The 25687-nt window shown below is 65.8% G+C and carries 27 protein-coding genes; 12 read left to right on the top strand and 15 right to left on the bottom strand.

What is annotated here, in order from left to right; translation table 11 throughout:
- Nucleotides 1-2 precede the first annotated feature (2 nt).
- Nucleotides 3-230 (bottom strand): Sec-independent protein translocase subunit TatA, encoded by a 228-nt coding sequence (tatA, locus tag AB4Y40_RS28355; RefSeq protein ID WP_368690665.1) that lies wholly within the window; start codon nt 228-230, stop codon nt 3-5.
- Between the two features lie 318 nt (nt 231-548).
- On the opposite strand from tatA, the gene AB4Y40_RS28350 reads away from it, so the two are divergent.
- The 3 genes from AB4Y40_RS28350 to AB4Y40_RS28340 all read left to right on the top strand — a co-directional run bounded on the left by AB4Y40_RS28350 (nt 549) and on the right by AB4Y40_RS28340 (nt 4315).
- A complete protein-coding gene (locus tag AB4Y40_RS28350; protein WP_368690664.1) occupies nt 549-1391 on the top strand; it encodes a helix-turn-helix domain-containing protein in 843 nt (280 codons plus the stop codon).
- Nucleotides 1392-1474: 83 nt separating this feature from the next.
- Nucleotides 1475-1867: a cupin domain-containing protein gene (locus AB4Y40_RS28345; protein WP_368690663.1), complete on the top strand. Its 393-nt coding sequence runs from the start codon at nt 1475-1477 to the stop codon at nt 1865-1867.
- A 267-nt stretch (nt 1868-2134) separates the two neighbouring features.
- Entirely contained in the window at nt 2135-4315 is a 2181-nt protein-coding gene (locus tag AB4Y40_RS28340) for a glycoside hydrolase family 28 protein (RefSeq protein WP_368690662.1), read from the top strand.
- A gap of 316 nt (nt 4316-4631) precedes the next feature.
- Here AB4Y40_RS28340 and AB4Y40_RS28335 read toward each other — a convergent pair whose 3' ends face one another.
- The 3 genes from AB4Y40_RS28335 to AB4Y40_RS28325 all read right to left on the bottom strand — a co-directional run bounded on the left by AB4Y40_RS28335 (nt 4632) and on the right by AB4Y40_RS28325 (nt 6699).
- Nucleotides 4632-4943, bottom strand: a complete 312-nt coding sequence (locus AB4Y40_RS28335) for a high-potential iron-sulfur protein (protein WP_028206842.1) — start codon at nt 4941-4943, stop codon at nt 4632-4634.
- 224 nt (nt 4944-5167) lie between these two features.
- Nucleotides 5168-6181 (bottom strand): NAD(P)-dependent alcohol dehydrogenase, encoded by a 1014-nt coding sequence (locus tag AB4Y40_RS28330; protein ID WP_368690661.1) that lies wholly within the window; start codon nt 6179-6181, stop codon nt 5168-5170.
- Nucleotides 6178-6699: an SRPBCC domain-containing protein gene (locus AB4Y40_RS28325; RefSeq protein ID WP_368690660.1), complete on the bottom strand. Its 522-nt coding sequence runs from the start codon at nt 6697-6699 to the stop codon at nt 6178-6180. Before AB4Y40_RS28325 ends, AB4Y40_RS28330 begins: the two co-directional genes overlap by 4 nt.
- A 120-nt stretch (nt 6700-6819) precedes the next feature.
- On the opposite strand from AB4Y40_RS28325, the gene AB4Y40_RS28320 reads away from it, so the two are divergent.
- On the top strand, nt 6820-7722 hold the full coding sequence (locus AB4Y40_RS28320) for a LysR family transcriptional regulator (RefSeq protein WP_368690659.1): 903 nt from the start codon (nt 6820-6822) through the stop codon (nt 7720-7722).
- A gap of 28 nt (nt 7723-7750) precedes the next feature.
- Here AB4Y40_RS28320 and AB4Y40_RS28315 read toward each other — a convergent pair whose 3' ends face one another.
- Nucleotides 7751-8161 (bottom strand): hypothetical protein, encoded by a 411-nt coding sequence (locus AB4Y40_RS28315; RefSeq protein WP_368690658.1) that lies wholly within the window; start codon nt 8159-8161, stop codon nt 7751-7753.
- A 110-nt stretch (nt 8162-8271) separates the two neighbouring features.
- Nucleotides 8272-9180: a LysR family transcriptional regulator gene (locus tag AB4Y40_RS28310; RefSeq protein WP_368690657.1), complete on the bottom strand. Its 909-nt coding sequence runs from the start codon at nt 9178-9180 to the stop codon at nt 8272-8274.
- 128 nt (nt 9181-9308) lie between these two features.
- On the opposite strand from AB4Y40_RS28310, the gene AB4Y40_RS28305 reads away from it, so the two are divergent.
- The 5 genes from AB4Y40_RS28305 to AB4Y40_RS28285 all read left to right on the top strand — a co-directional run bounded on the left by AB4Y40_RS28305 (nt 9309) and on the right by AB4Y40_RS28285 (nt 14841).
- The gene (locus AB4Y40_RS28305) at nt 9309-10664 is read left to right on the top strand and encodes an MFS transporter (protein WP_368690656.1); all 1356 of its coding nucleotides are present in this window, start codon (nt 9309-9311) and stop codon (nt 10662-10664) included.
- A complete protein-coding gene (locus tag AB4Y40_RS28300; RefSeq protein WP_368690655.1) occupies nt 10661-11728 on the top strand; it encodes a hypothetical protein in 1068 nt (355 codons plus the stop codon). Before AB4Y40_RS28305 ends, AB4Y40_RS28300 begins: the two co-directional genes overlap by 4 nt.
- Nucleotides 11729-11803: 75 nt before the next feature.
- Nucleotides 11804-12682 carry a LysR substrate-binding domain-containing protein gene (locus tag AB4Y40_RS28295; protein WP_368690654.1) on the top strand — a complete coding sequence of 293 codons (879 nt, stop codon included), beginning with the start codon at nt 11804-11806 and terminating at the stop codon, nt 12680-12682.
- Between the two features lie 158 nt (nt 12683-12840).
- Nucleotides 12841-13995 (top strand): methionine aminotransferase, encoded by a 1155-nt coding sequence (locus AB4Y40_RS28290; protein ID WP_368690653.1) that lies wholly within the window; start codon nt 12841-12843, stop codon nt 13993-13995.
- Nucleotides 13996-14052: 57 nt separating this feature from the next.
- A complete protein-coding gene (locus AB4Y40_RS28285; protein WP_368690652.1) occupies nt 14053-14841 on the top strand; it encodes an ABC transporter substrate-binding protein in 789 nt (262 codons plus the stop codon).
- Between the two features lie 34 nt (nt 14842-14875).
- On the opposite strand, the gene AB4Y40_RS28280 is transcribed toward AB4Y40_RS28285, so the two are convergent.
- Together AB4Y40_RS28280 and AB4Y40_RS28275 are read right to left on the bottom strand one after the other, a co-directional pair.
- Nucleotides 14876-15112, bottom strand: coding sequence for a hypothetical protein (locus AB4Y40_RS28280; RefSeq protein WP_368690651.1), 237 nt, complete (start codon nt 15110-15112; stop codon nt 14876-14878).
- Nucleotides 15113-15145: 33 nt separating this feature from the next.
- The gene (locus AB4Y40_RS28275; protein WP_368690650.1) at nt 15146-15724 is read right to left on the bottom strand and encodes a hypothetical protein; all 579 of its coding nucleotides are present in this window, start codon (nt 15722-15724) and stop codon (nt 15146-15148) included.
- A 198-nt stretch (nt 15725-15922) separates the two neighbouring features.
- On the opposite strand from AB4Y40_RS28275, the gene AB4Y40_RS28270 reads away from it, so the two are divergent.
- Nucleotides 15923-16303, top strand: a complete 381-nt coding sequence (locus AB4Y40_RS28270; RefSeq protein WP_368690649.1) for a hypothetical protein — start codon at nt 15923-15925, stop codon at nt 16301-16303.
- Between the two features lie 13 nt (nt 16304-16316).
- Here the strand turns inward: AB4Y40_RS28270 and AB4Y40_RS28265 are convergent, their stop codons facing one another.
- The 3 genes from AB4Y40_RS28265 to AB4Y40_RS28255 form a co-directional block, all read right to left on the bottom strand.
- Entirely contained in the window at nt 16317-17639 is a 1323-nt protein-coding gene (locus AB4Y40_RS28265; RefSeq protein ID WP_368690648.1) for an MFS transporter, read from the bottom strand.
- A gap of 127 nt (nt 17640-17766) precedes the next feature.
- Nucleotides 17767-19308, bottom strand: a complete 1542-nt coding sequence (locus AB4Y40_RS28260) for a bifunctional 3-(3-hydroxy-phenyl)propionate/3-hydroxycinnamic acid hydroxylase (protein WP_368690647.1) — start codon at nt 19306-19308, stop codon at nt 17767-17769.
- An 84-nt stretch (nt 19309-19392) separates the two neighbouring features.
- Complete coding sequence (locus AB4Y40_RS28255; RefSeq protein ID WP_368690646.1) at nt 19393-20244, bottom strand: fumarylacetoacetate hydrolase family protein; 852 nt, start codon at nt 20242-20244, stop codon at nt 19393-19395.
- Nucleotides 20245-20389: 145 nt separating this feature from the next.
- Between AB4Y40_RS28255 and AB4Y40_RS28250 the strand changes: the two genes are divergently transcribed.
- Nucleotides 20390-20968, top strand: coding sequence for a VOC family protein (locus AB4Y40_RS28250; RefSeq protein WP_368690645.1), 579 nt, complete (start codon nt 20390-20392; stop codon nt 20966-20968).
- Nucleotides 20969-20980: 12 nt separating this feature from the next.
- On the opposite strand, the gene AB4Y40_RS28245 is transcribed toward AB4Y40_RS28250, so the two are convergent.
- The 4 genes from AB4Y40_RS28245 to phaP form a co-directional block, all read right to left on the bottom strand.
- Nucleotides 20981-21736: an IclR family transcriptional regulator gene (locus AB4Y40_RS28245; protein ID WP_368690644.1), complete on the bottom strand. Its 756-nt coding sequence runs from the start codon at nt 21734-21736 to the stop codon at nt 20981-20983.
- Between the two features lie 230 nt (nt 21737-21966).
- On the bottom strand, nt 21967-22710 hold the full coding sequence (gene phbB / locus AB4Y40_RS28240; protein WP_342924554.1) for an acetoacetyl-CoA reductase: 744 nt from the start codon (nt 22708-22710) through the stop codon (nt 21967-21969).
- Between the two features lie 257 nt (nt 22711-22967).
- On the bottom strand, nt 22968-24149 hold the full coding sequence (locus AB4Y40_RS28235) for an acetyl-CoA C-acetyltransferase (RefSeq protein ID WP_342925516.1): 1182 nt from the start codon (nt 24147-24149) through the stop codon (nt 22968-22970).
- 143 nt (nt 24150-24292) lie between these two features.
- Nucleotides 24293-24868 carry a TIGR01841 family phasin gene (phaP, locus tag AB4Y40_RS28230; RefSeq protein WP_368690643.1) on the bottom strand — a complete coding sequence of 192 codons (576 nt, stop codon included), beginning with the start codon at nt 24866-24868 and terminating at the stop codon, nt 24293-24295.
- Between the two features lie 471 nt (nt 24869-25339).
- Between phaP and AB4Y40_RS28225 the strand changes: the two genes are divergently transcribed.
- Nucleotides 25340-25600 carry a YXWGXW repeat-containing protein gene (locus tag AB4Y40_RS28225; RefSeq protein WP_176732864.1) on the top strand — a complete coding sequence of 87 codons (261 nt, stop codon included), beginning with the start codon at nt 25340-25342 and terminating at the stop codon, nt 25598-25600.
- The last annotated feature ends 87 nt before the right edge of the window (nt 25601-25687 follow it).

Here is a 25687-nt window from a genome sequence, read left to right as displayed (position 1 = left end):
GGCTAGCGGACGTCGCTCGAGCGGGTCACGTCCTTTGCTTCCGCGTCGACGGCATCGCTGTGCTGCAATGCAGGCTGCCGTTCAGGCGTTTCGCCTTGCGCCATGCCTTCCTTGAATCCCTTCACCGCGACGCCCAGATCGCCGCCGATGTTCCGTAGCTTGTTCGTACCGAAAACCAGTGCCACGATCAGAAGAACGATCATCCAATGCCAGATGCTCAATGAACCCATAACTGAAAATCCTCTCTTTGCCGTCGCAAGCGTCGCTTGCGACGAATGACATGAACGTTGCGGCCCGAACCGGCGTATCGCCCGATGTGCCGCAGGCGTATTGGAACGCGCGGACGTGTCTCGCTCGTTTCCTGGAACGGCGGTTTTGTATGCGCATGTACGCATGCGCCCTGTAGATACATGCAAATACAAAAGGGAGCCGGGTCCGCCAATTTGCGCGCGAATCCCGGCGTCAGCGCGGTCGTCGCACGACCGCCTTTCAAACGGTTCCAGACAAGCGTTTAATATCGGCTGCAACGTCTCTTTGGGAGCCCTCCCATGCTTAGGGTCCTTGAACCGGGCGACTACTTCGGCACCACTTCCCTGCGCTACGGTAGTGACGGCATCTCGCTCGTGGAGACCGATTTCGCCACGGATCTGATCATTCCGCAGCACGAGCATGTCAATCCGTTTTTCTGTTTCGTGCTGAACGGTTGCGGAACCCGATCCTGGCCGGCCCGCCGCGGTCAAGACGGGCCGATGTCACTGACGTTTTTCCCCGCAGGCGTGCCCCATGCCAACACCTGGTACGGGGCCGGCGGCAAAGCCCTCCATCTCGAGTTTTCGACTTCGTGGGCACAGCGCCTTGGCGGCCGGACCCGGGTGCTCGATCGTCCCGATGACTTTGCAGGCGGCGCACCGCTGTCGTTCATGCGCCGCCTGGTCCGCGAATGCCGTGAGCAGGATTCGGCGACGTCGCTGGCCGTCGAAGGGCTGGTACTCGAACTTCTCGCCGCGTGCGAGCGGTCCGTCCCGCGCGCGCCGACGGTTGGCGGTTCGCGCCGCTGGCTCACTCGCGTGGAAGCCATGCTGCACGATCGCTTTCGCGAGACGTTGGCGCTCGATGAAATTGCTTCGGAGAACCATGTTTCTGCCGACCACCTCGCGCGTGAATTCCGCAAGCACGTTGGCTGTACGGTCGGAGAGTACGTGCGCCAGCTGCGGCTCGATTTCGCCTGCGCTCAATTAACGAGTGGACGCCTTTCGCTCGCCGCGATTGCCGAGGCCGCCGGCTTTGCCGATCAAAGCCACTTTACGCGGGTCTTTCGGCGCAGCATGGGGCTGACACCAGGCGCGTATCGCGCGCAGCTGCTCGAAGATCGCTCCCGTACCAAAGATTGACGGTCCGGTACAAGACTCACGGTGCGGCCACGGCCTAAAGTGGCTCGCATGTTCGACACGAACTGACGTTCCTGGAGATCGATGTGAGCCCACATGCCTGTCCTTATTTGACGCGCCTTGACGTCCTCTACGCCTTCGGCGAAATCATCGACGTGCCCGCCCTCGTGGCGGCAAACAGCCATCCCTGGTACAACCAGACGCTATGCGAGGTAAACCAGTCGGTCGTTCGACTGGGTGTCGTGGAGGGCGCATATCACTGGCACAAACACGACGCACAGGACGAGTTCTTTTATGTCGTAAGCGGACACTTCCTGATCGATCTCGAGGACCGGGTCGTCGATCTGAGCCCGGGGCAAGCGTTTGTCGTGCGTAAAGGCCAGCTGCACCGCCCGCGAGCGCCGGAGAAGACAGTGATCCTGATGGTCGAGTCAGCGGGCATCGTTCCCACAGGCGACACGCCACACCCGCTCGTCTGACAAATTTACAATACCGTAAGCCACCCGCAGCCATAGGGCATATCCACGAAACCCAGGTACACCACCTAGATAAATCTGATTGACGATTTCGATGTCGTCTGACAACAATATCCAGGGTGATCGAGTCAGCCGCTCCTGTTCGATCTCGCCGCTGTAACCGTGCCTCCGTTCGCATTAGCGTCGCCACGCGGCCCAATCGCCGCCGAAGTCGAGCCACGCCCCCTGCAGCAAAACAATCCAGCGAGACAACATAGGAGAACGAATCAAATGGCAACTCATGACCAGGACGATCCCCTGTCCTCCGAAGCCCCCGCCTCGCCCAAACGGCGCGCGTTCATGGCCTTTGCCGGCGCGTCCGCAGGCGCAAGCCTCCTCGCCGCCAGCCGCGCAGCGGCAGCAGCCGATTCCATGTTTCCCACGCCTGCCACATTCGAAAGAAAGATTCCGCAGCCGCCCGGCCACGCAGCGGGCGACCCGATCTGGGGCCCGGACGGCCAGGCCACGGCGATCATCAGGAGGCTTGCCCACGTCGATCGCTCGCTGTTCTCCCGCGCCGACTTTCACGTGACGAGCTACGGTGCGCGCACACTCCCCGCCTCCGCACTGATTACGTCGACCGCGTGGCCGGGCGGCAAGATTCCATGGGTGACGGGCGGCACGGAACAGACCGCGCATCCGACCAGCGATCTGCAAAGCCCGGGCTCGGGCGTGATGGTGCCGTGCGACTACACGGGCACGCAATACGACTCAAGCACGGCGATCAATGCCGCGATTGTCGACGCGAGCCGTGCCGGTGGCGGCCGCGTGGTGGTGCCGTCCGGCAACTGGTACTGCGGCGGTCCCATCGTGCTGCTGAGCCACGTGAACCTCCACCTCGAATCGGGCTGCACGATCTATTTCAGCCCGAATCCTGCCGACTATGCGAAAAACGGCCCATACAAGACGGCGAACGGCAATCTCTACCACACGCGCTGGCAGGCGAACGACTGCCTGAATTTCGGCTCGCCGATCTACGCATTCCGCCAGACCAACATCGCCGTGACCGCCGACGACAACACCTGCGTGCTGAACGGTCAAGCGATGACGCCGATGCAGCTGAGCACCCAGGCGCCGACCTCGTGCTGGTGGACCTACAAGGGAAGCAGCAACACCTACGGTTGCGCCGGTTCCTCGACGCCTTCCCAGGCCTATGTGAATCCGAACAACGTCGCGCTAACGAGCCTCCCCGCTGGCCAGATCCAGAACCTGCAGGCGAACGTATCCTTCACGAATCAGTACGGCGTGACGACTTCGCTGATGACCCTGCTCACGGGCACGGGCTGGAACCAGGACCAGAACTATCTGCCCGCGCTCTCCGAACTGCGCGTGCCCATCGAGAACCGCATTTTCGGCAACGGTCACTATCTGCGTCCGTGCATGATCGAGTTCATCGGCTGCACCAATGTGTATCTGCAGAACTACCACACGCAGAACACGCCGTTCTGGCAACTCCATCCCACCGATTGCACGAACGTGGTGATCGACGGCGTGTTTGCCGACAGCATCGGACCGAACAACGACGGCTTCGATCCGGACGCGTGCAATCACGTGCTGGTGCAAAACGTTCAGTTCAACACCGGCGACGACTGCATCGCGATCAAGTCCGGCAAGTATCTCGACACCGAGTACGGTCCGATGCAGAACATCGTCGTGCAGAACTGCACGATGCAAAGCGGCCATGGCGGTCTGACGATCGGCAGCGAAATGAGCGCGGGCGTGCGCAACGTCTACGCTCGCAATCTGACGATGCAGAACGAGAACTGGGCGAGCAATCCGCTCAATATCGCGCTGCGGTTCAAGAGCAACATGAACCGCGGCGGCTTTATCGACAACGTCTGGATCAACGGCGTGACGCTCGCCAACGGCGCAAACCTCGCGGGGAAATACGGCGGCGGCTCGCTGGGCGCCGCGATCAGCAAGATCACGGGCACGGGCACGACAGGTCTCGCCACGAACCCGTCGACGGGCCAGGGCGGCCTGATCACGTTCGACTGCGATTACAGCCCGTCCGGCGACGCGGTGCGCTGGAGTCCGTCGGTGATCAGCAACATCAACATCACCAACGTGAACGCGAGCAACGTGTCGGGCGCGGTGTCCTACTCGATGCCTTCGGGCTTCGTCGCCGGGTCGAACTCGTGCTTCCAGGCGATCGTCATGCAGGGCCCCGAGGCGGTCGACTACAACGGTGCGCTGCCGGTGCCGACCGTGAGTCCGATCAGCGGCGTCACGATCTCGAACTGCAACCTCGGCAGCCCGGTGTGCACGGGCGCGGTGCCGACCACGCCGTCGACAGCGGCGACGGCCGCGCCGGGGCCGGTCTTCGCGAGCAACGTGAGCGGCATTACGCTGACCAATGTGGTGATCGCGGGCACCACCTACAACACCTCGCTGACCGCACCGGCGACCTGAAGCCGACGCAACGCACACGGACGCGGGCAAGCGCGTTCCGTGTGCGTTGCGATCGGTTCGTCAGCGTGGTTCCTTGTCTGCCGGAGGTTGCCGGCGTTTCGGCGCCGGCTCGTTTCCGGAGCCCACCGGCTCGCGCGCACAGGCGTCCGGCGGCATGACAAAGGGAATGTCGTCGCGGCAACACGCATATACCGGAAACCCATACGCGTTAGTACCGACGATAGTCGTTGGCCCATGCAGCGGGCACACCGCCTTCATGCTGCCTCCCGAAACTCATTGCTCGATGGCTTATAGCTTACCCCTCGCGGGGCATGGCTCAAGCCTTCTTCACGTAGGCATTGCACCAGCCTTTGGCGTCGACGATCTTGCCGCCATAAGTCGCGCATGGACCATTCGGCGCGCCCGGCTTGCCCTGAAACAGCTGGCAGTTCGCGCAGGTCTGCCCCGCCTGGAAGCGCGGAAACTTGGTCTTGTCGACTTTGCTCGCGTCGGTTTTGTAGCCGAGCGCCATGGCGGTCGGGTCGCTCTCGGAGAGCACCGGCGCGTCGGCGCGCGACTCGCTGGAAAGCGCCGCCGTGGAAGCCACGGAGGCGGCAAGGATCATGAAGCGACGACGGGAAAGCGGCATGGTGGGGCTCCTGAGCATGGAACGTACCCGGCTCTCGTTGTTGCCGATCAGCTGGCCGATTCGTTCGTGTTTTTTCCGTGTGCTATTTATTTATATCACTTCGTGATGCCTTGTAAAGAACGGAAACATTGCAGCACTTCGCATAGCGCTTGTAATTATTTCGCTATGCCAGGCAATTTTAACGGCGAGCGCAAACGCGACGCCACAGCGGCGCCGCATTGACTTCACCAGGCCGCGCAGACCTTGCCGAAATGCGCCCCGGCCTGCTGATGACGAAACGCATCGGCCAGTTCGTCCAGCCCGAACGTCCGGTCGAGCACGGGGCGAATGCCAGCCTGGTCGAGCGCCGCGACGTACTCTTGCTGCTGGCGCCGGCTGCCCACGATCAAGCCCTGCAGGCGCGCCTGCTTCGCCATCAGCGCGGAGGTCGGCACGGTGCCTTCGCGTCCGGTCAACACGCCGATCAGCGCGATGTGGCCGCCCACACGCACCGCGTCGATCGACTGGGCGAGCGTGCCCGGACCGCCGACTTCGATCACGTGATCCACGCCCTTGCCGCCCGTCATGTCGCGCACGAGCGCGCCCCACTTTTCGTGTTGCCGGTAGTTCACCACCTGGCCGGCGCCCAGCGCTTTCGCACGCGCCAGCTTCTCGTCCGACGATGACGTGACGATGACCGAAGCGCCCATCATCTGCGCGATCTGCAACGCCGCGATCGACACGCCGCCGGTGCCGAGCGTCAGCACGGTGTCGCCGGCCTTGAGGCCGCCGTCGGCCACCAGCGCGCGCCATGCGGTGAGTCCAGCCGTCGTAATCGTCGCCGCCTCGGCGTAGCTCCAGCCGTGTGGCGCGAGCGTGAAGGCGCTCGCGGGCCGCACGGCGTGCAAGGTCGCGAAGCCATCCGCGCCGTCGCCGGGCGTCTGCGCGAAGTTGCCCACGGCCTGCCACGGCAACCCGTCCGCCCATTGCGGGAAGAAGCACGACACCACGTGGTCGCCGCGCTTGAATTCCGTCACGCCCGCGCCGACCGCCGACACCACGCCCGCGCCATCGGACATCAGCACGCGCCCATCCGCCGTGGGGATCGCGCCATTGGCGATCAGCAGGTCGTGAAAATTGAGCGAGGTGGCGTGAAGCTCCACGCGGATCTCGCCAGCGCCGGGCGCACCGGGCTCGGCGATCTCGCACAGCTCGATGCGGTCGAGCCCGCCCGGCGCACGCACCACGGCGGCCTTCATGGCCGTGCTCCCTTCGCCTTGCGCGCGGCGTCGATCAGGCCGTCGAGCCAGTCCTGGTGCCCGTTGATCATCGGATTCGGACGCGTTTTCGCCAGCGTCACAGCCGGTTTGCCCGTCTGCGATTCCTGCGTGAGCACGCGCACGCGGCCGCCGGCAAGGTCTTCGATGAGCCAGGCGTGAATCACGTCCAGACGCGTTTCTGCGTCGCCCTCGGCCCAGCCGTGCCACGCCACGCGCGCGGGCTGGCCCGCGGCCGGCGGCACGTGCTCGGTCACTTTGGCCTGCACCGGAAAGCCGAAGGTCTTGAACTGAAAACGCGCGCCCGCGCTCAGCTCGGGGCCCAGGCCGTCGTGGAAGCCGACATCGGCGGAATTGCTGTAATAGCTCGGCCACACGGTCGCGTTGTTGAGCAGCGGCCAGACGTCGGCAGTGGAGAGGCCCGCCACGATCACTTCGTTGGAACAGAAGTTATCGGTCGTGCCGGGCAAGTAGTCTTCGGGCCAGATAATCTCGTTCATGTTCGTTACCTTTCGATGCTGTCGGTTTCGGTGCGGTGGACACGAGAAATCATGCGGGCTATGCTGAAATAAATCCAATCGCGACTCATTATTTCGGCCATAAATCATGTTGATATCAGAATGCTCGATCTGAACCTCTTGCGGGCGCTCGACGCCCTGCTCGACGAACGCAACGTCACGCGCGCCGCGCAGCGTCTGTCGCTCACGCAGCCGGCCGTGAGCGCGATGTTGACGCGTCTGCGTGAGAGTTTCGGCGATCCGCTGTTCGTGCGCTCGCAACGTGGCATCGTGCCGACCGAACGCGCGCTGCAACTGGCCGCGCCGCTCAAGCAGGTCTTGAGCGAGATCGAGCAGATGCTGCAGCCGCAGGCCTTCGCACCGGCCGAGGCCGAGATGACGCTCACCCTCGCTTCGACCGACTACGCGTTACGCGCCGTCGTCGTGCCGTATCTCGCGCGGCTGCGGGAAACGGCGCCCGGCGTGCGCGCCGTCATCGTGCCGGTGCAGCACGAGCGCCTGCAGGCACAACTGGAAAGCGGCGACGTCGATCTAGCCCTGATCACACCGGAGACCACGCCCGCCGACCTGCATGCACGGCGCCTGTTCGACGAGCGCTACGTGTGCGTGATGCGCGCGGATCACCCCGCCGCCCAGCGGCGGCTCACGCTGGAGCGCTTTTGCGCGCTCGATCATGCGCTGGTGTCGTATGAGGGCGGGAGCCTGAGCGGCGTCACGGATGAGGCGCTGGCGCGCGTGGGGCGTACGCGTCGCGTGACGGTGTCGGTGAACAGCTTTCTCGTGCTGCCCGATATCTTGCTGACGAGCGACCTGATTGCGGTCGTGCCGTCACGGCTCGTGAAGGACGCAGCGGGGCTCGCCGTGATCGAGCCGCCGCTCGCGATACCGGGGTTCACCAAGACGCTCGCGTGGCACGAGCGCACGCATCGCTCGCCAGGGCATCAGTGGGCGCGCGCGTTGTTGTTCGAGACGTGTGAGGCGTTGGCGGGCGAGGCGCGGGGGTGACGTCGTCCCGTCGGCGCGCACGATGCCATCAGCAGGACGGGCTGCCGTTGGCCGTGCAGAACGCCGCGGGCGCCCCCGCGATGAGCGGGAGCGGCATGACGGGTCCTGGCGGTGGCGGCACGATCCTCACGGCGCCGCACCACGAGGTATGGCTGTGCCCCGCGCTGGGCACGCAGGGCGCAACGGCCGCGCGCAGTTCCTCGGCCGCTTCCTCGCTCAGTTCGTTGCGTTCGCGCGCTTCGAGCGCCGGACGCAACTGGTCGTCCAGCCATGACGCGAACGCGACGACACAGCCCGCCGCGACGGCCAGCAGCACGACCCGCGCCTTGTGCTCGCGCAGCTTGATGAGCAGGCGCACCGTCGCCGGGCGCCCTGCAATGGGCGCCTCGCGCCCGGCGGCGGCCCGCACTGCCGCTCCTTCGATGATTCTCGTTGCCACTGTTTATTCGTTTTGCTCTTGTGATTGCGCCTGGCGCCCGTATCGAGGCATACGGGTTAACGGCAGGTCGGCCCAATCCGAAAGGGGCGCAACGAAAATATTTGAAAGCCTTAGTGGCCTTCGCGCGAGCGCTCCGCAAACGCGAACACGGTTTCGCGGAACCGCTCCACCGCCGGATTGCGCACGGCGGGCTTCGTCACGAGATGAAGCGGCGCGCGAAACGCCTCGTCCCCAGCCACGCGGCAGTAGCGCACGCTCTCCTGCTGGTAGCGCCGCATCGAAGCCGGCACGAGCGTCACGCCGCCGCCCGCGGCCACGAGATTGATCGCGGTGACCATGCGCGGCACCTCGTCGACCACGCGCAGCTGCACGCCCTGGGCTTCGCAGGCGCGCACGAAATCGGCGTACATGCCGGGGGCGCCGGGCCGCCGCACGAAGATGAACGGCTCGCCCGCGAGGCGCTTGAGCGACACCGCCCGCGTCCCCGCCAGCCGGTGGCCCGCCGGCAGCACGAGCAGCATGTGCTCCTGGGCGATGCGCTCGAAGCGCAGCTCGGCGGGCGTCTCGATCGGTTTGCGCAGGATCGCGACATCGACCTGCCCGTTCATCATCATCTCGATGATCTCGGCCGCGTTGATCTCGCTGAGCTCGATGGCGATGTCGGGATGCGCGTCGCGATACGCGCGGATCACGGCTGGCGCGAGCGGATGAAACGCGGCCGAACTCGTGAGCGCCACATGCAGCTTGCCCACCTGCCCGAGGGCCACCCGCCGCGCGTGTGTCACGCCCTGCTCGAGCGTGCGCAGAAGGTTGCGCGCGCAAGCAGCGAACGCCTCGCCCGGCGCGGTCAGCTCCACGCCGCGCGGCTGCCGCGTGAACAGCGCAAAGCCCAGTTCCTGCTCGAGTTCCTGGATCTGCTGCGAGAGCGGCGGTTGCTGCATGTGCAGGCGCGCGGCCGCACGCGTGAACTGGCGCTCTTCGCAAACCGCGAGGAAGTAGCGCAGGTGACGTAGCTCCATCGGGACACTCCGGCAGAAGTAATCGGTATAGGCATTGGATATGGCAACCCCATCCGATATGTATTTTACATTTGCCGCGCGACTCCCTAGTCTGTGAGGAAAACACCAACGACGACCTCCGGAGACATATGCAATCCATTCTCGAAGCAGGCCCGGCGGCGCTCGACGCGCCCCGCCTCACCACCTCGCAGGTGCGCCGCGCCGTGCTCGCCTCGGTCATCGGCAACGGGCTCGAGTGGTTCGACTTCCTCATCTACGGCTACTTCGCGAAGACCATCGCGCACGTGTTCTTCCCCGTGCAGAGCAGCTTTCTGTCGATCACGCTCACGCTCGCCACGTTCGCGATCGGCTTCGTCGTGCGGCCGCTCGGCGGCGTGGTGATCGGCGCATTCGCCGACCGCTACGGGCGGCGCAAGACCCTGTCGGCGCTGATCGTGCTGATGGCGGCGAGCACGCTGCTCATGGGCGTCACGCCCGGCTATGCGTCGATCGGCATCGCCGCGCCGCTCATCGTGCTGCTTGCGCGCATCCTGCAAGGGCTGTCGGTGGGCGGCGAGTTCGCCACCGCCGCCTCGATGCTCACCGAGTACGCGCCGCCCGGCCGCAAGATGTTCTATGGCAGCTTCCAGATGACGTCCCAGGCCGTCGCGCTGCTGCTGTCTTCGGCGTGCAGCCTCCTGCTCACCACGCGGCTCTCGCCGGCGGCGCTCGTCGAATGGGGCTGGCGCGTGCCCTTTCTGCTCGGCGCGCTGGTCGGCCCGGTGGGCTTCTATATCCGCCACAAGGTCGCCGAATCGCCGGAGTTCGTGCAGTTGCGCGAGCGCCTCGGCCATGCGCCGCGCCAGTCCTTGCGCACGTTCCTGCGCGAGCGCGGCGACGCGGCGCTGTGCGCGGTCGGCGTGATCGCCGTGGGCGCGGCGACCAACTATCTCTGGCATTCGTATATGCCGCTCTATGTCGAGCGCCAGCTGCATCTACCGCTCAAGAGCGCGCTGCTCGGCACAGCGGTGTCGGGGCTCATCGGCATCGTCGGCTATCCGCTCGCGGGCAAGCTCGCCGACCGCTTCGGCGCGTACCGGCTGTTCCTGCCCGTGACGCTCGTGTGGATCTGCGCCGCCTGGCCGCTCTTCGCCTGGGTCCTCGCCGCGCCCACGCCCGAGCGCGTGTTCGCCGCGCAGATGGTCGCCACCGTCGTGCTGAGCCTGATGTCGGGCGCGCACCCCGGCATGCTCACGCAGCTGTTCCCCACGTCCACGCGCTCCACGGGCGTCGCGCTCTCGTACAACATCGCCGTCACGCTGTTCGGCGGCATGGCGCCGCTCACGGTCTCGACGCTGATCGGTGTGACCGGTTCGCGCATCGTGCCGGCGTGGTATCTCATCGTCACGGGCATCGTGTCGCTCGTGCTGGTCTTTGCGAGCGTGTCGGGCCGGCGTCTCTTTCGCGAGCCCAATGCGTGGCCGGCCGAGTCGGAGCTGGAATGAGCGAGCCGTCCATCGTGAGCGACGTGAGCCGCGCGAGCGATCAACGCCCGCGCAACGAGTACCCGGTGCGCGCGATCGGCGAGGTGATGCTGCGCGTCGTCACGGCGCAAGGCAGCGGCAGCGTGCCGATGTTCGTGGGCGGCTGCACCCAGAGCGAGCGCGCCACGCGTGCCCTCGTGGTGCTGCACGGCCGCCTGCGCGACGCCGACGCCTATTTGCGCTCGACGCTGCGCGCCCGCGCCGCCTCCTCCGCGCATGACGACGACACGCTCGTCGTGGTGCCGCAGTTCCTCGCCAGCGCCGATGTCGAACATCACCGCGCGCCAGCGCACCTGCTGCACTGGGAATGGACCGCCTGGATGGGCGGAGCCGATGCGCGCGGTCCGGCGCCCTTGAGTTCGTTCGACGCGCTCGATGCCCTCGTCGCGCAGCTTGCCGACCGCGCCCGTTATCCGGCGCTGCGCGAAATCGTGATCGCCGGGCATTCGGGCGGCGCCCAGGTCGCGCATCGCTATGCGATCCTGAGTGCCGCGCCCGAGCGATGCGCGCAGCGCGGCGTGACCCTGCGCTTCGTGATCGCGAATCCCTCCTCCTGGGTGTATTTCGATTCGTTGCGCCCGCAACCGGATGGCGGCTTCGCGCCTGCGGATCGCACCGCATGCCCCGACGTCGACGACTGGAAGTACGGCATGCGCAAGCTCCCGCGCTATGCGGCGGCCATGCACGATGCCACCACGCTCGAGCGCCGCTACCTTGAAAGAGAAGTGGTCTATCTGGCAGGCGAGCGCGATTGCGACCCCGTGCATCCGGCGCTCGACCGTTCCTGCGCGGCCAGCGCGCAGGGGCCGCACCGGCTCGCGCGGGCCCGCGCCTACTTCGCCTACCTCGGCGCCCGGCATCCCCAGTTGCGCCATACGTGGTTCGAGGTGCCGGGTGCGGGCCACAACGCCGAGGCCATGTTCCTCTCCGGGGCAGGCATACGCGCCCTGTTCGGCGCGCACGCCACGATAGACGCGGCACGCGCCGCGAGCACGGAGCAAAGCACAGGCGGCGCAGACGATTGAAGCGGGCGGCCGTCGTATCATAGCGGCTCGATTCCCGCCGGCTGCGCGCACTCGCCCGGCCGCCCAACGACCGCCATGAGACGCCTTCCCCCGCTCAACGCCCTGCAGATTTTCGAAACGGTCGCCCGCTACGGCAGCTTTACGCGCGCGGCCGAGCACCTTTGCCTCACACAGGGCGCAGTCAGCCGGCAGATCCTCGCGCTCGAGCAGTACTATGGCCTGCCGCTCTTTCGCCGCTCGTCCAAAGGTCTCACGCTCACCGCCGAAGGCGAGCAACTGCTGCCGGCCGTGCGCGACGGCTTCGGGCGTATCGAAGAAGCCTCGCAGCGCCTCACGCGCCAGCGCACCGAGCTTGCGCTCAAGGTCCCGACCTGCGTGATGCGCTGGATGCTGCCGCGCATCATGCGCTTCCAGAACGAGCACCCCGACCTGCAGATCCAGATCACGACCACCTGGGGGCACGAAGTCGACTTCCAGGCCGAGCCGTTCGACGCGGCGATCATCTACGGTTCGTCGCCCGGCGCCGACGTGCATGCGGTGCCGCTCTTCGACGAATACCTCACGCCCGTCTGCACGCCCGAGGTGCTGTCGCGCCGCCCGCTCGTCGAGCCCGACGACCTCGCGCATCAGACCCTGCTGCACCCCACGCGCGACCACGCCGACTGGCGCCTGTGGCTCGCGCAGGCGGGCGCGAAACAGGTCGATGCCGATCTCGGTCCCACCTTCGAATCGCTCGATCTCGCGGCCACGGCCGCCATGCAAGGCTTCGGCGTCGCCATTACCGACCGCACGCTCGTGCGCGAGGATGTCGAGACCCGCCGCCTCGTCATGCCCTTCGACCTCGCCGTGCCCACGGGCTCGCGCTACTATTTCGTGTACCCCGAGTGCGTGGCCCAGCAGAAGAAGGTGCAGCTGTTCAGCGACTGGATGGGCCGGGACCGCTCGACGCCGTAGCGCGCCATGAGGGCCGTGCATGGCGGCCATGAGAATTAATCGATTGCATGCGGGCCGCTCTTTCGGCGTAATGGGGCGCTCCGCGCAAGGCCCGATCTTCCGGCAACCTCGCATTTGTCACACCATGCGGCCGCGCGCCGCCCGAAGGGAGACCGACCATGCAGAGCGCCGCGCAGGCCCGCTCGAAGCTGCCCGATGTAGGCACGACGATTTTCACGGTAATCGGCCAGCTTGCCGCCGAGCATCAGGCGCTGAACCTCTCGCAAGGCGCGCCGAATTTCGACCCGAGCGCGAAACTCGTCGACGATGTGGCCGCCGCCATGCGCGCGGGCCACAACCAGTACGCGCCGATGGCGGGGCTGGCCGACCTGCGCGAAGCGCTCGCTGTGAAGTTCGAAACGCTCCATGGCGCCCACTACGATCCGTCGAGGGAAGTGACCGTGCTCGCGAGCGCGAGCGAGGGCCTGTACTCGACGATCAGCGCGCTCGTGCATCCCGGCGACGAAGTGATCTATTTCGAGCCCGCGTTCGACAGCTATGCGCCCATCGTGCGCCTGCAGGGCGCGCAGCCCGTGGCGATCAAGCTCGCGCAGCCGCATTTCCGCGTCGACTGGGACGCCGTGAGCGCGGCCATCACGCCGCGCACGCGCATGATCATCGTGAACACGCCGCACAATCCCACGGCCACGATCTTCGGCGAGGACGACATCGCGCGGCTCACGGCGCTCACGCGCAACACCGACATCGTGATTCTCTCCGACGAGGTGTACGAGCACGTGGTGTTCGACGGCGCGCCGCACCGGAGCATGGCGCGCTATCGCGAGCTGGCTGAGCGCAGCGTGATCGTATCGTCGTTCGGCAAGTCGTATCACGTCACGGGCTGGCGGGTGGGCTATTGCCTCGCCCCCGCCGTGCTGATGGACGAGATCCGCAAGGTCCACCAGTTCATGGTCTTTTCGGCCGACACGCCCATGCAGTATGCGTTCACGCAGGCGCTTGCCGAGCCGCAGAGCTATCTGGGACTCGCGGCCTTCTACCAGCACAAGCGCGACCTGCTCGCGCGCGCGCTGTCAGCCTCGCGCTTCGAACTGCTGGCGAGCGAAGGCAGCTTTTTCATGCTCGCGCGCTTCCGCTCCTTCTCCGACGAGCGCGACAGCGACTTCGTGCTGCGGCTCATCCGCGATGCGCGCGTGGCGACGATTCCGCTCTCGGCGTTCTACACCGACGGCACCGACGAAGGCATCATCCGCCTGAGCTTCGCCAAGGATGACGAAACATTGCTCGAAGGCGCACGCCGCCTTTGCGCGATCTAGCGCACCGGATTCGAAACACAACGAAACTGCCTGGAACTGGCAGGCAAGGAGATCACCATGAAGCGACTCAACGCGCTCCTCGCGCTCGCATGCGTGTACGGCGTACTCGGCCCGGCATCGGCATTCGCCGATGCGAACCTGTTGCGCTTCGGCGTCGAGGCGCAGTATCCGCCGTTCGAAACCAAAGCCTCGGACGGCACGCTGCAAGGCTTCGATATCGACATCGGCAATGCCGTGTGCGCGAAGGCGGGCATGACCTGCAAATGGGTCGAAACCTCGTTCGACGGCCTGATTCCCGCGCTGCAGGGCCGCAAGTTCGACGCCATCAACTCGGCGATGAACGCGACCGAAAAGCGCCGCGAGGCCATCGACTTCACCACGGTGATCTATCGTGTGCCGAGCCGACTGATCGCGCGCAGTGACAGCGGACTCGTGGCCACCGCCACGTCGCTCAAGGGCAAACGGGTCGGCGTGCTGCAGTCGTCGATTCAGGAAACCTACGCAAAGGTGCACTGGGAGCCGGCCGGCGTGACGGTGGTGCCCTACCAGGACCAGAACCAGATTTACGCGGACCTCGGCGCGGGCCGTCTCGATGCAACGCTCGTGCTCGCGCCCGCAGGCCAGAAGGGCTTTCTTTCGCAGCCTGACGGCAAGGGTTTCGCGTTCGTGGGCGAAGCCGTGCGCGACGACAGGATTCTGGGCAGCGGCGTGGCGTTCGGCATCCGCAAGGGCGATACGGCCTTGCGCGAGCGCCTGAACGCGGCCATCGCGAAGATCGAGTCCGACGGCACGGTCACCTCGCTCGCGCACAAATACTTCGGCGACATCGACGTTTCGCCCAAGTAATACCCCGCACTCAGGGGCGGGCGCATGGCATGAGTCAGCGCCGCCCCTCGCGCGAATTGCGGTTCACGTGGGCGTCGTTCTTCGTGCGCTCCTGGTACTCATCGCCGCCCCAGCGGTCCGTGTCCTCCTGCCCGCTTTCCACGTCGCTATGCCCCTGGCGGCCCACCGAGCGCGGCTCGTGCGGGTGGCGCCGCGCGAGCGGCTCGCTGCTTTCATGCTGCGGACGCTTGACGTTAGTGCCGTCGTCGTCCGGGGTCTCGTGATGCTTCATGGTTGCCTCCTTGTCTGCGCAACGCGCCGCCGCTCATTCGCGCAGCGGCTCGACGCTGCGGGTCGGGTCGAAGTCGGCCCAATGGCCCTGCTGCCAGCGGCCGTCGGCGCGCTCGATCTCCATGCCGCCCGCCGCGCCCAGTACCTGCGCGGCCGTGTGCTGCGTGCCGGGGCTCACGTGCACGGCCACCAGCACGCCGGACTCGCGCGCCTTCGGCGTGCCGTCGGGCTCGTGGCCGATGTCGGGCTGGCGCCCCTTGCCGCCGCCCCTCGTCTGCCATAGCGCGCCCGCGAGCGTGCCCACATAGGCGCCCACGCCGGCGGCCACCGCCAGCACCACCAGCGAGTGAAACACGACGTACGAGATCAGCACGCCGAGCACGAGGCCGAGCACCGCGCCCGCCGCCGCTCCCGTGGCCGCGCCGAGCGACGTGTCGCGCGCGCCCGGGTCGACGAACTCGTCGCCGCCCACCGGATAGCGCGCGTGCTGGCCGCTCGGGTTCACGAAGAACGAGGCGACATCCTCGCCGACGAAGCCGCTCGAATGCAGCTTGTCGACGGCCGCTTCCGCTTCGTGCAGGGTCGTGAAGCGGCTTGCAACGATCATGGACATGGCTCTCTCCTTGCAGGCTTCGATGAGTGGAAGTTCCTGAGCGAGCGCGCACGCGTCGTGCCATTCGCCTCGCGCTACGCGATGCGCGCGTTCGCCTGCCGCTTGCCAGTTAGCGCATCGGGCGTGCCCAGGTACGGCTGGAACGCCCGATGCGCGCTGCGAGGTCACCGGGAAGCAGCCATCGAGACGGGAGCCCCTATGAACACCTTCGATTTCGACCAGCGTCTGGAGGAAATCCAGATCGCTGTCGCGACTATTTTCGATTCGCCCAAGCGGCCGGCGGTCAGCCTCATCGACGAGGGCGAGACGTTCGTCATCCAGCTTTCGTGGGTCGTGGACTCGCACCGCGACACCACGCTCGACGCGCGCTGCGCCGCCACGCTGCGCTTCTCTCGCGCGCAACTCGACCGCTACGCCGCGATGGACACGGCGCGCCGGCGCATGATCCAGCAGCGCATTCGCGAGCGCGTGCGCGAACGCTTCGAGGCAAGGCAGACGCCGCCCGCCACGGAGGGCGCGTGCTCGATTGAACTCGACGTCGACGATTCGGAGTTCGAAATGCCGGCAGGCTTTCCTTGAGCCACGCGTACGCCTAACCCGCGGCTGCCGCCGGGCGCTCCACCCGCGAGCGCGACGACGCGTGCAGCCCGAGGTTCGCCACCAGCGCGACCAGCGCCGAGCCGATCACGTACCACGCGGGCGCAGCCGGCGACCCGCTCATGCGCACGAAGGCCGCGCAGAGCAACGGCGCAAAACCGCTGAACACGACCACCGAAACGTTGTAGGCGAGCGCGATGCCGCTAAAGCGCACCTGCACCGGAAAGAGGTCGGCGAGGACCGCGGCCCACGTGCCGCTGGCGAGCGAGAACACCAGCGCGGCGATCACGAACAGCACGACCACGTTCACGCTGTGCGCTGCGAGAGCGGTATAGAACGGCCAGGCGAGCGCGGCGAGCAGCACGCACGACACGCGCAGCAGGTATCGGCGCGGCACGAAGTCGCCAGCCCAGGCCGCCGCGAGCAGCCCCACCGAACTCACGAGTAAGTACGCATTCTGGGCGAGCGCGGCCTCGCGTGGCGCGTATTTCAACGTCTCGATCAGATACGCGGGCATGTGGCCGTAGAGCACGCCGTTGAAGCCCGCCATCACCGCAATCGACAGCGCGCCGCCCACCACCGCGCCGCGATGGTGGCGCAGCGTTTCGCGAAACGGCTGCTTCACCACGGCGCCCTGCATTTGCCGGAATTCGGGCGACTCGTCGAGATTGCGGCGCAGCAGATAAGAAACGATCCCGCACAGGCCGCCCACGAGGAACGCGATACGCCAGCCGTAGCTCGCGGCGTCGGCGGGTCTGAGCGCGGACTGCACGACGAGATTGACGATCGTCGCGAGCATCACGCCCGTATTGATCGCGCAGACGATCACGCCGGCCGCGAGGCCCGCGCGTCGCGGCGCCGCCTCCACCGCGTAGGTGATCGCGCCGGGCATCTCGCCGCCCACGCAGAAGCCTTGCAGCACGCGCAGGCCGATCAACGCGATGGGCGCCGCAATGCCCCAGCGCGCGTAATTGGGCAACAGGCCGATGCAGATTGTTGCGAGTGTCACGACGACGATCGAGCCCATGAACACGGGGCGCCGCCCGATGCGGTCGCCCAGGCTGCTGAGCACGATGCCGCCGAGCGGCCGGATGATATAGCCGATGGCGAGCACCGAAAATGTGAGCAGCATGCTCACGAGCGGGTCGCTCGCCGGAAAGAATTGCGCGGCGATCGAATGCGCGAAGAAACCGTAAATCACGAAATCATAGAACTCCAGCGAGCCGCCCAGACTCGCAATGAGGATCATCTTCCACTGGGCGCGGGTCAGGCCAGGCGCCGCGGCGTGCGACGCTGGCAGTGAGGGTGTCGTCTCCATATGCTCTCCTTGTTGATGGACCTGGCGGCGCTTGGGGTTGCTGCTAGCGGATCTTCGTCCTGCGCCACTTCTTCAAAAGCATCGGCCCGCGCGGCCGCGTTTCATCGCGAACTGCCCGGGCGTTGGGTCAAGCGGCCTCGCGTCGCTGCAGCGCGCACGCAACGCCTGCGCGTGCGAGCAGTGCTTCCAGTTCAAGCGCGTCGTGCGCCACGCCGCCGACGTAGCGGTCGGGCCGCAGCAGCACGGCGCGCGCGCCGGTTTCCGCAAGCCAGGCGCGCAGCGGCTCCCGTGTGGCCGGCACGATCGCCACGCGCGCGCCTTGCGCTGCGGTCGTCAGCGCGTCCTGCGCGGGTTGCGCCAGCGCTTCGTCGACGATCAGGGCGAAGCGATAACCGACGGCGTCGTCGAGGCGCGAGCCGTCGTCGAACACGGGTTGCGGCCCGATATCGCCGCCCGCCGCACCGGCGTGCCAGCCCGGGCCCAAGCGCGGCTGGGGCGTGCGGAACTCGCGAATCGCGGCCGTCATCTCGCGGTCGCGCGCGGCGACGGCGTCGCTGTCGGTGGCCTGGATCACGCCGCCTAGCTGCACCGCCGTTTCGATGAACGTGCGCACGTGCGGCTCGCGCTCGCTCTCGTAGGTGTCGAGCAGCGCGTCGGGCAGCGCGCCGTGGATCACGTCGGCGAGCTTCCATGCGAGGTTCGAGGCGTCGCGTATGCCCGCGGCCATGCCCTGCCCCATGAACGGCGGCGTCTGGTGCGCGGCGTCGCCCGCGATCAGCAGCCTGCCGCGCCGCCAGCCCTGCGCGATCACCGAATGGAACGTGTAGATCGCCGAGCGTTCGAGTTGCGCGTGCTCCGGCGTGATCCATCGTGCGAGCCGCTCCCAGATCCATTCCGGCGTGCCGATGCGGCGCTCGTCGTCGCCCGGCATCACCATGATTTCCCAGCGGCGGCGGTTGTGCGGTCCGCGCGTGTATGTGGTCGGCCGCGCGGGGTCGCAGTACTGGATCGAGTAGTCGCCGAGATCGGCGCGCTCGCCCTCCAGCAGCACGTCCACCACGACCCAGCGTTCGTGCGATTTCAGATCGGCCAGCTCGGTGCCGATGAAGCGGCGCACCGTCGAGCGCGCGCCGTCGCACCCCACTACGTAGCGCGCCGTGGTATGGGCGAGGCGCCCTTGCGCCGTATCCTCGAAGCGGATGCGCACGTGGTCGTCGCGTTCGTCGAGCGCGAACACCTCATGACGCAAGTGCACGTCGGCGCCGCCGCGCGAGCATAGCTGCGCGCGCAACGCCCGTTCGAGATCCGGCTGATGAAACTTGTAGCTCGCGCACCAGCCTTGCGGGCCGATGCCGCCGGGCCGGGTCCAGTCGATCATCAGCTCGCCGCGCGCATTCACGAACTTCATGCCGGGGCCGACGAAGAGATTGGGCAGCAGCGTCTGCGCGATCCCGGCAGCCTGAAACACGCGCATGCATTCGCCGTCGAAGTGCACCGCGCGCGGGAGCTGGAATACGTCCTTGTCGCGCTCGAACACCACCACTTTCAGGCCGCGCAGCGTGAGCAGATTGGCGAGCGTCGCGCCCGTCGGCCCGAAGCCGACGATCGCGACGTCATAGTCGGGCTCCGGATTTGATTTGCATACCGAACTGTCTACGACATCCTTCATCCCATTCACCTGATCCATGGCTAACTGCGTGAAAACTGCGTGGATGACTGCGCCGCCTGCAGCGTGCGGGCGGCGTCCTGCGGCTTACGCTTCGTCCGCGACGGAATTCCTGAGCGTGCCGATGCGATCCACTTCGACTTCCACCACGTCGCCATGCTTCATAAAGAGCGGCGGATTGCGCTTCGCGCCCACGCCACCGGGCGTGCCGGTCACGATCACGTCGCCGGGGAACAGCGGCGTGAAAGTGGAGAGATACGCGATCTGCTTCGCAATGCCGTGAATCAGCATCTCCGTGGTCGCGCGCTGCACTTCCTGGCCGTTCAGACGCGTGACGAGCGTCATCAGCGCGTTCGGCTCGATCTCGTCGCTCGTGACCATCCACGGGCCGAACGCGCCCGTGCGATAGAAGTTCTTGCCCGGTCCCCATTGGCCCGTGTGGCGCTGCCAGTCGCGCACCGAGCCGTCGTTGTAGCAGCTGTAGCCCGCGATATGACGCCATGCGTCGGCCTCGACGATGCGCCGCCCGCCCTCGCCGATGATCACGGCGATCTCGCCTTCATAGTCGAACTGCGTGGACTCGCGCGGACGCAGCATCGGTTCGCCCGCGCCCACTTGCGAAGCCGGCAGGCGCATGAAGATCACGGGCTGCTCGGTGGTCTCGCGATTGGTCTCCTTCACGTGCTCCGCGTAGTTCAGGCCCACGCAGAAGATCTGCTGCGGATTCGCAATAACGGGCTCGAGCGTGACTTCGGCAAGCGGATAGTCGCCCTTGCCTTCGCTCGCGGCACGTTCCGCTTCGGCGAACGCGCCGGCTGCGATCAGCGACTTGAGGTCGGCATAGCGGCCGTCCAGGCGCTTCTTGAGGTCGAACACCGCGCCGTCGCGCACGACGCCGAACGACGAACCTTCATGGGTGGAAAAGCTGGCGAGTTTCATGATGCTCCGATGATAAAGAGTGGGGTTTCCTTGATATAGAGACGCGCATTTGTTGGTGCGTTTATCGTATTTTGAGAATACACTACGAAAAACGCGCTACACAACTTGATTTTTATCAGGGTTTATCACTACCACTGGAGACAGCATGACTCTGCCGAACACCGAAACAGCCACGAAGCGCACCGGCCTCACGCTCAGCCATATGGGCTTTTTCGTGAACGACATGGCGAAGGTCGAAGACTTCTATACGCGGGTGCTCGAATTCACGGTGACGGACCGCGGCACGCTGCCCTCGCCGCGTGGCACGGTCAGCCTCGTCTTTCTCAGCCGCGATCCCCGCGTGCATCACCAGATCGTGCTGGCGAGCGGCAGACCCGAGCAGTTGCCGTTCAATCCGATCAACCAGATTTCACTGGAGGCGGACAGCCTCGCCACGCTCAAGCACTTTCACCGGCGCTTCGTGGAGGAAGGGATGGAGGAGATCGTGCCGGTCACGCACGGCAATGCGATCTCTTTCTACGCGCGCGACCCGGAGGGCAACCGGCTGGAGATCTTCATCGACACGCCGTGGTACGTGGATCAGCCCATGCGTGTCGCCGTGGACTTCACGCTGCCCGACGACGCGTTGCTGGCCGAGGTCGAGCGCCATGCGAGCACGTTGCCGGGCTTCCGGCCACGCGCGGTGTGGGAGAGGGAGATGGCGGCGCGGATGGGCGTAGCGTGACGCCGCGCCGTTTTATGACTCGATCAATGCACGCACGCGCGTGGAAATGCGCGCGGCGGCTTCCTTCACCGCCTCGACCACGCGCTCGAGGTTGAAGAACGCGAGGCGCTGCTCGGGCACGACGAGCGCGAGCGCGGCCACGGCTTCGCCCGATGCGTCGGTGAACAGCGGCGAAGCGACGGCGGACATGCCCGCTTCGAGTTCGCCCTTCGAGAGATAGAAGCCCGCGCGGCGGATCTTGAGCAGGCTCGCGCGGAATTCTTCGAGCGAGCCGCCGAGTCCGCTGGCCGCGATGTCTTCGGGGTACTGCTCGAACAGCGCGGCGAGTTTCGCCTTCCGAAACGTCGAAAGGATCGCCTTGGGCGCGGCGCCAAGAAAGAGCGGACGCGGACGGCCGCGTCCATAGCGCAGGTCGAATACGGCGTCGTGCGATTCGCGATGCGTATCGACGAGTTCATTGCCGTACCAGCGCGACATGACGGCGTCGAAGCCCGATTGCTCCGCCAGCTCGCGCATGACCGGCTGCCCCGCTTTCAACAGCGGATCGGAAATGCGCAGATGGTAGTCGAGCGTGATGATGCGCGGACCGAGGCCATATTCGCCGCCCACGAAGCGCAGCAGCATGCCCGTCTCGACGAGTTCGCGCAGATAGCGGTAAGCGGTCGGCACTGAGCATTGCAGTTCGGCCGCCACCTGTTCGGCGGAAAGAAAAGGCCGCGCCTCGGAGAAGAGTTCGAGGATGGACAGCAGTTTCGCAATGCTCGACAAAGGCCGGTCTCCGGTCACGCGTGGGGTGGCCAATTATAGCGGCACGCTTGACCGCGTTCGTGCCCCGCAATCCCGGCGGCACCATGCAAAACCGCCGCATTGCAGGGCACGCTTTACACGTGCCCTGCAATGCGGCGGTCGGTATGGATTACCGCTGCCACATGCACCTCGCATCGCCCAGGCGAAATTCGCCTGACATCATTCATGCGAGATACATGTTTAGCATAGCTTTATTGCATATGCTGGCCGCCGTTGATAGGAATATTTGCGCCCGTCACGAAGCCCGCTTCGTCCGAACACAGGAACAGCACAAGCGCAGCGACTTCACCCGGATTACCGAGGCGGCCCATCGGGATTTGCGGCAGGATCTTCGAGTCGAGAATGTCCTGAGGAATGGCGGTCACCATTTTCGTGGCGAGATAGCCCGGCGAAATGGTGTTTACGGTCACGCCCTTGCGAGCCACTTCCAGCGCGAGCGACTTCGTGAAGCCGTGCATGCCGGCCTTCGCCGCTGCGTAATTGGTCTGGCCGACCGAACCCTTCGAGCCGTTCACCGACGAAATGTTGATGATGCGGCCCCACGCGCGCTCGACCATGCTGTCGCACAGCGGCTTCGAGATATTGAAGATCGAGTCGAGATTCGTGCGCAGCACGGCGTCCCAATTGACCTTGTCGAGCTTGCGGAACGTCATGTCGCGCGTGATGCCCGCGTTGTTCACGAGAATATCGACAGGGCCGATCTCGCTCTGGATCTTCTGCGCGCCGCGCTGGCACGAATCGTAGTCGGCCACGTCCATGCCGTAGGCGTGGAATTCGCGGTCGGTCTCCTTCATGCGCGCCAGCCAGTCCTTCGCGCCTGCGTTATCGGGCGAGTGCGTCACCACAACGCGATAACCCGCGTCATGCAGTTTCACGCTGATGGCCTCGCCAAGGCCGCCCATACCACCAGTCACCAATGCAATACGATTAGTCATCCTATATATCCGCGAGAGTTGAGCGTCACTAAAACCGTGGCGTTACGCGCTACGCGTGCAGGCGCCACATACACTGTTGCCCGGCTTCATCCTTCCACCCAGGAAAAAGACAGGCGAATGCCGCGCGGCTTCTGATCAATTTCTAGTATTGCGCGTGGTTGCTGCTACAGGCGGATCGCCGCTGCTTTTCGCGCGACGAACCGCCTGATACCTCCATACTGCTCTGCTTACTGCCTTAATAGCGGGATCAAGCTGAATCAAGCGCGCTCGAGCGCGAGCGCCACGCCCATGCCGCCGCCGATGCACAGCGAGGCGAGACCCCGCTTCGCATCGCGGCGCTGCATTTCGTGCAGCAGCGTCACGAGAATCCGGCAGCCCGACGCGCCGATCGGGTGACCGATCGCAATCGCCCCGCCGTTCACGTTGATCTTCGACGTGTCCCAGCCCATCTGCTTGTTCACGGCCAGCGCCTGCGCCGCGAACGCCTCGTTGATCTCCATGAGATCGAGGTCGTTCACCGACCAGCCCGCGCGCTCCAGCGCACGCTTCGACGCCGGCACCGGGCCCATGCCCATCACCTTCGGATCGACGCCGCCGCTGGCGTACGCCTTGATGCGCGCGAGCGGCGTGAGGCCCAGCGCCTCGGCCTTCTTCGCCGACATCACCACGACCGCCGCTGCGCCGTCGTTGATGCCCGACGCGTTCGCCGCCGTCACCGTGCCTTCCTTGTTGAACGCCGGCTTCAGGCCCGCGAGCGATTCGGCCGTCACGCCGTGGCGCACGAACTCGTCGGTGGCGAACTGCAGCGGCTCGCCCTTGCGCTGCGGAATCGCCACCGGCACGATTTCCGCGTCGAAGCGGCCGGCCTTCTGCGCGGCTTCCGCCTTGTTCTGCGACAGCGCCGCAAACGCGTCCTGTTCTTCGCGCGTGATGCCGTATTCCTTCGCGACGTTTTCCGCCGTCACGCCCATGTGGTACTGGTTGTACACGTCCCACAGGCCGTCGACGATCATGCTGTCGATGAGCTTCGCATCGCCCATGCGGAAGCCGTCGCGCGAGCCCGGCAGCACGTGCGGCGCGGCGCTCATGTTCTCCTGGCCGCCGGCCACGACGATGTCCGAATCGCCCGCGATGATCGCGTTGGCCGCGAGCATCACCGCCTTCAGGCCCGAGCCGCACACCTTGTTGATCGTCATGGCGGGCACGGCCGCGGGCAGGCCCGCCTTGATCGATGCCTGGCGCGCCACGTTCTGGCCCGAACCGGCCGTGAGCACCTGACCCATGATCACGTCGCTCACCTGCTCGGGCTTCACACCCGCGCGCTCGAGCGCGGCCTTGATGACGATCGCGCCCAGGTCGGGCGCCGCCACCTTCGCGAGCGAGCCGCCGAATTTGCCTACTGCCGTACGTGCGGCCGAAACGATCACAATGTCAGTCATGTTGAGCTCCTGCTCTGCAGATGCGCTAAAAAATCGATGTCTGGAAAACTGAGCCGGCAAACGCCGCGCCCCCGTCGTTCACATTCACGACGAAGACGCGTGTTGACACGTACTGGCGTATTACCGGCGGGCAGGAACGCGAATCAGGCCTTGGCCGGGCTGGCCTTGGCGGCAGCCGGCTGGACCGCGACCGGCGCGGCTTCCTGGGCGGAAGCCACGACGTGCTGGAAACCGCTCTGGGCCGTTTCGATGGCCTGGCGGGTCACGCCGCGCAGCGTTTCGGCGGCGTTGTTGACTGCGGCGAAGGTCGAGTTCATGGCCGCGACGAACGGCTCCACGCCCGCGGGCGCGTTTTGCGTCAGGCCTTCGGAGAAGGCCTTGAAACGCTGCTCGTTTTCGCCCGATTGCGCCTGGGCAGCTTGAATCAACTCGTTTTGGGTCGTCGTCGCGATGTCGACGAGATGGCGGCCGTACGACATGGCCTTGGCGGCGGCTTGCTGCGACGCACCAATCTGCTGCGTCAGGAACTCGGCGGGATTGCCGCTTTCGAGGGCGCCCTTGAGCGTCGCTTCGCTTTCTGCGATGGCAGCCTTGCTGGCCTGGACGTTGAGATCGATCACGGCCTGCACGCCCTCGACAACGGGCTTCGTGAGCGCAAAGAACGCTGCGACGCCAGCCTGGTAGTTCGCGCGGAATTGTTCGGGTGCGGAAATGGACATCAGCTCATACTCCTTGGTTAGTCTTACTAATTAAAGCGCCAACCCCGATGGCCTGACTTGCGGCTGTATTCCTATGTTTTGAAAGCTAATGCTGCATTGCCGCAGTCGATCTCGAGTGTCCATTCTAAGACAGAAATTTAACAATTTTGTGGCGATTCATATTAGGTAGAAACCCTTAACGTAAGTCTTTCGGGTTCGGAAATTGCAGTTGTCAAGCAACCCCTTTCGAGACCGGTAATTTCGACGCTGAGCGCGAAAATTGCATGGTGAATAAATGGTCCGCGACGGGTTTTCCCCGCGGCGCCGTTTAAGTCCTTATAGGGGCTGTTGACCCCTCTGCATCAAGGGAGAGAAATCATGACCCGCAAACCGCTGCGTTCGTCACTTGCCGCCGCTCTGCTCGCCTCCACCGCAACGGCCGCGCTCGCACAGCCCGTGGTCGTCGAGCCGAATGAGGCGCCACGGCAGCCCATGGTCGTCGAGCCAAATGAGCCGCCGCAGCAGCCCGTGATGGTCGCGCCGACGTCGCCGCCGCCTCCGCCGCGGGAAGAAGCGGCTCCCCCGCCGCGCCAGGGTTACGTGTGGCAGTCCGGCCACTGGCGCTGGGACCGGGGCGTGTACGTCTGGGAACCGGGCCACTGGGAAGAAGCCCGCTCGGGGTACAACTGGGTGCCGGGGCACTGGGTCGAGGACGGCCCGAACTGGCGATGGATCCCGGGCCACTGGGCATAATGCCGCTCGAGCGGCATCAGGCCTGAGTGCCCGACTTCAAACTGGGAAACGACTATGACGGCGCGGCAGCGGGTTCGCCTGCGGTTC

It is taken from the genome of Paraburkholderia sp. EG287B, assembly GCF_040965595.1.
GTDB lineage: Bacteria > Pseudomonadota > Gammaproteobacteria > Burkholderiales > Burkholderiaceae > Paraburkholderia.
This window is presented reverse-complemented; position numbering and strand designations above follow the sequence as displayed.

What these genes read in the sequence shown, in the direction of transcription:
- tatA (WP_368690665.1), bottom strand. Translation starts at nt 230, where the DNA reads ATGGGTTCATTGAGCATCTGGCATTGGATGATCGTTCTTCTGATCGTG.
- AB4Y40_RS28350 (WP_368690664.1), top strand. Translation starts at nt 549, where the DNA reads ATGCTTAGGGTCCTTGAACCGGGCGACTACTTCGGCACCACTTCCCTG.
- AB4Y40_RS28340 (WP_368690662.1), top strand. Translation starts at nt 2,135, where the DNA reads ATGGCAACTCATGACCAGGACGATCCCCTGTCCTCCGAAGCCCCCGCC.
- AB4Y40_RS28335 (WP_028206842.1), bottom strand. Translation starts at nt 4,943, where the DNA reads ATGCCGCTTTCCCGTCGTCGCTTCATGATCCTTGCCGCCTCCGTGGCT.
- AB4Y40_RS28330 (WP_368690661.1), bottom strand. Translation starts at nt 6,181, where the DNA reads ATGAAGGCCGCCGTGGTGCGTGCGCCGGGCGGGCTCGACCGCATCGAG.
- AB4Y40_RS28325 (WP_368690660.1), bottom strand. Translation starts at nt 6,699, where the DNA reads ATGAACGAGATTATCTGGCCCGAAGACTACTTGCCCGGCACGACCGAT.
- AB4Y40_RS28320 (WP_368690659.1), top strand. Translation starts at nt 6,820, where the DNA reads ATGCTCGATCTGAACCTCTTGCGGGCGCTCGACGCCCTGCTCGACGAA.
- AB4Y40_RS28310 (WP_368690657.1), bottom strand. Translation starts at nt 9,180, where the DNA reads ATGGAGCTACGTCACCTGCGCTACTTCCTCGCGGTTTGCGAAGAGCGC.
- AB4Y40_RS28305 (WP_368690656.1), top strand. Translation starts at nt 9,309, where the DNA reads ATGCAATCCATTCTCGAAGCAGGCCCGGCGGCGCTCGACGCGCCCCGC.
- AB4Y40_RS28300 (WP_368690655.1), top strand. Translation starts at nt 10,661, where the DNA reads ATGAGCGAGCCGTCCATCGTGAGCGACGTGAGCCGCGCGAGCGATCAA.
- AB4Y40_RS28295 (WP_368690654.1), top strand. Translation starts at nt 11,804, where the DNA reads ATGAGACGCCTTCCCCCGCTCAACGCCCTGCAGATTTTCGAAACGGTC.
- AB4Y40_RS28290 (WP_368690653.1), top strand. Translation starts at nt 12,841, where the DNA reads ATGCAGAGCGCCGCGCAGGCCCGCTCGAAGCTGCCCGATGTAGGCACG.
- AB4Y40_RS28285 (WP_368690652.1), top strand. Translation starts at nt 14,053, where the DNA reads ATGAAGCGACTCAACGCGCTCCTCGCGCTCGCATGCGTGTACGGCGTA.
- AB4Y40_RS28280 (WP_368690651.1), bottom strand. Translation starts at nt 15,112, where the DNA reads ATGAAGCATCACGAGACCCCGGACGACGACGGCACTAACGTCAAGCGT.
- AB4Y40_RS28275 (WP_368690650.1), bottom strand. Translation starts at nt 15,724, where the DNA reads ATGTCCATGATCGTTGCAAGCCGCTTCACGACCCTGCACGAAGCGGAA.
- AB4Y40_RS28270 (WP_368690649.1), top strand. Translation starts at nt 15,923, where the DNA reads ATGAACACCTTCGATTTCGACCAGCGTCTGGAGGAAATCCAGATCGCT.
- AB4Y40_RS28265 (WP_368690648.1), bottom strand. Translation starts at nt 17,639, where the DNA reads ATGGAGACGACACCCTCACTGCCAGCGTCGCACGCCGCGGCGCCTGGC.
- AB4Y40_RS28260 (WP_368690647.1), bottom strand. Translation starts at nt 19,308, where the DNA reads ATGAAGGATGTCGTAGACAGTTCGGTATGCAAATCAAATCCGGAGCCC.
- AB4Y40_RS28255 (WP_368690646.1), bottom strand. Translation starts at nt 20,244, where the DNA reads ATGAAACTCGCCAGCTTTTCCACCCATGAAGGTTCGTCGTTCGGCGTC.
- AB4Y40_RS28250 (WP_368690645.1), top strand. Translation starts at nt 20,390, where the DNA reads ATGACTCTGCCGAACACCGAAACAGCCACGAAGCGCACCGGCCTCACG.
- phbB (WP_342924554.1), bottom strand. Translation starts at nt 22,710, where the DNA reads ATGACTAATCGTATTGCATTGGTGACTGGTGGTATGGGCGGCCTTGGC.
- AB4Y40_RS28235 (WP_342925516.1), bottom strand. Translation starts at nt 24,149, where the DNA reads ATGACTGACATTGTGATCGTTTCGGCCGCACGTACGGCAGTAGGCAAA.
- phaP (WP_368690643.1), bottom strand. Translation starts at nt 24,868, where the DNA reads ATGTCCATTTCCGCACCCGAACAATTCCGCGCGAACTACCAGGCTGGC.
- AB4Y40_RS28225 (WP_176732864.1), top strand. Translation starts at nt 25,340, where the DNA reads ATGGTCGTCGAGCCAAATGAGCCGCCGCAGCAGCCCGTGATGGTCGCG.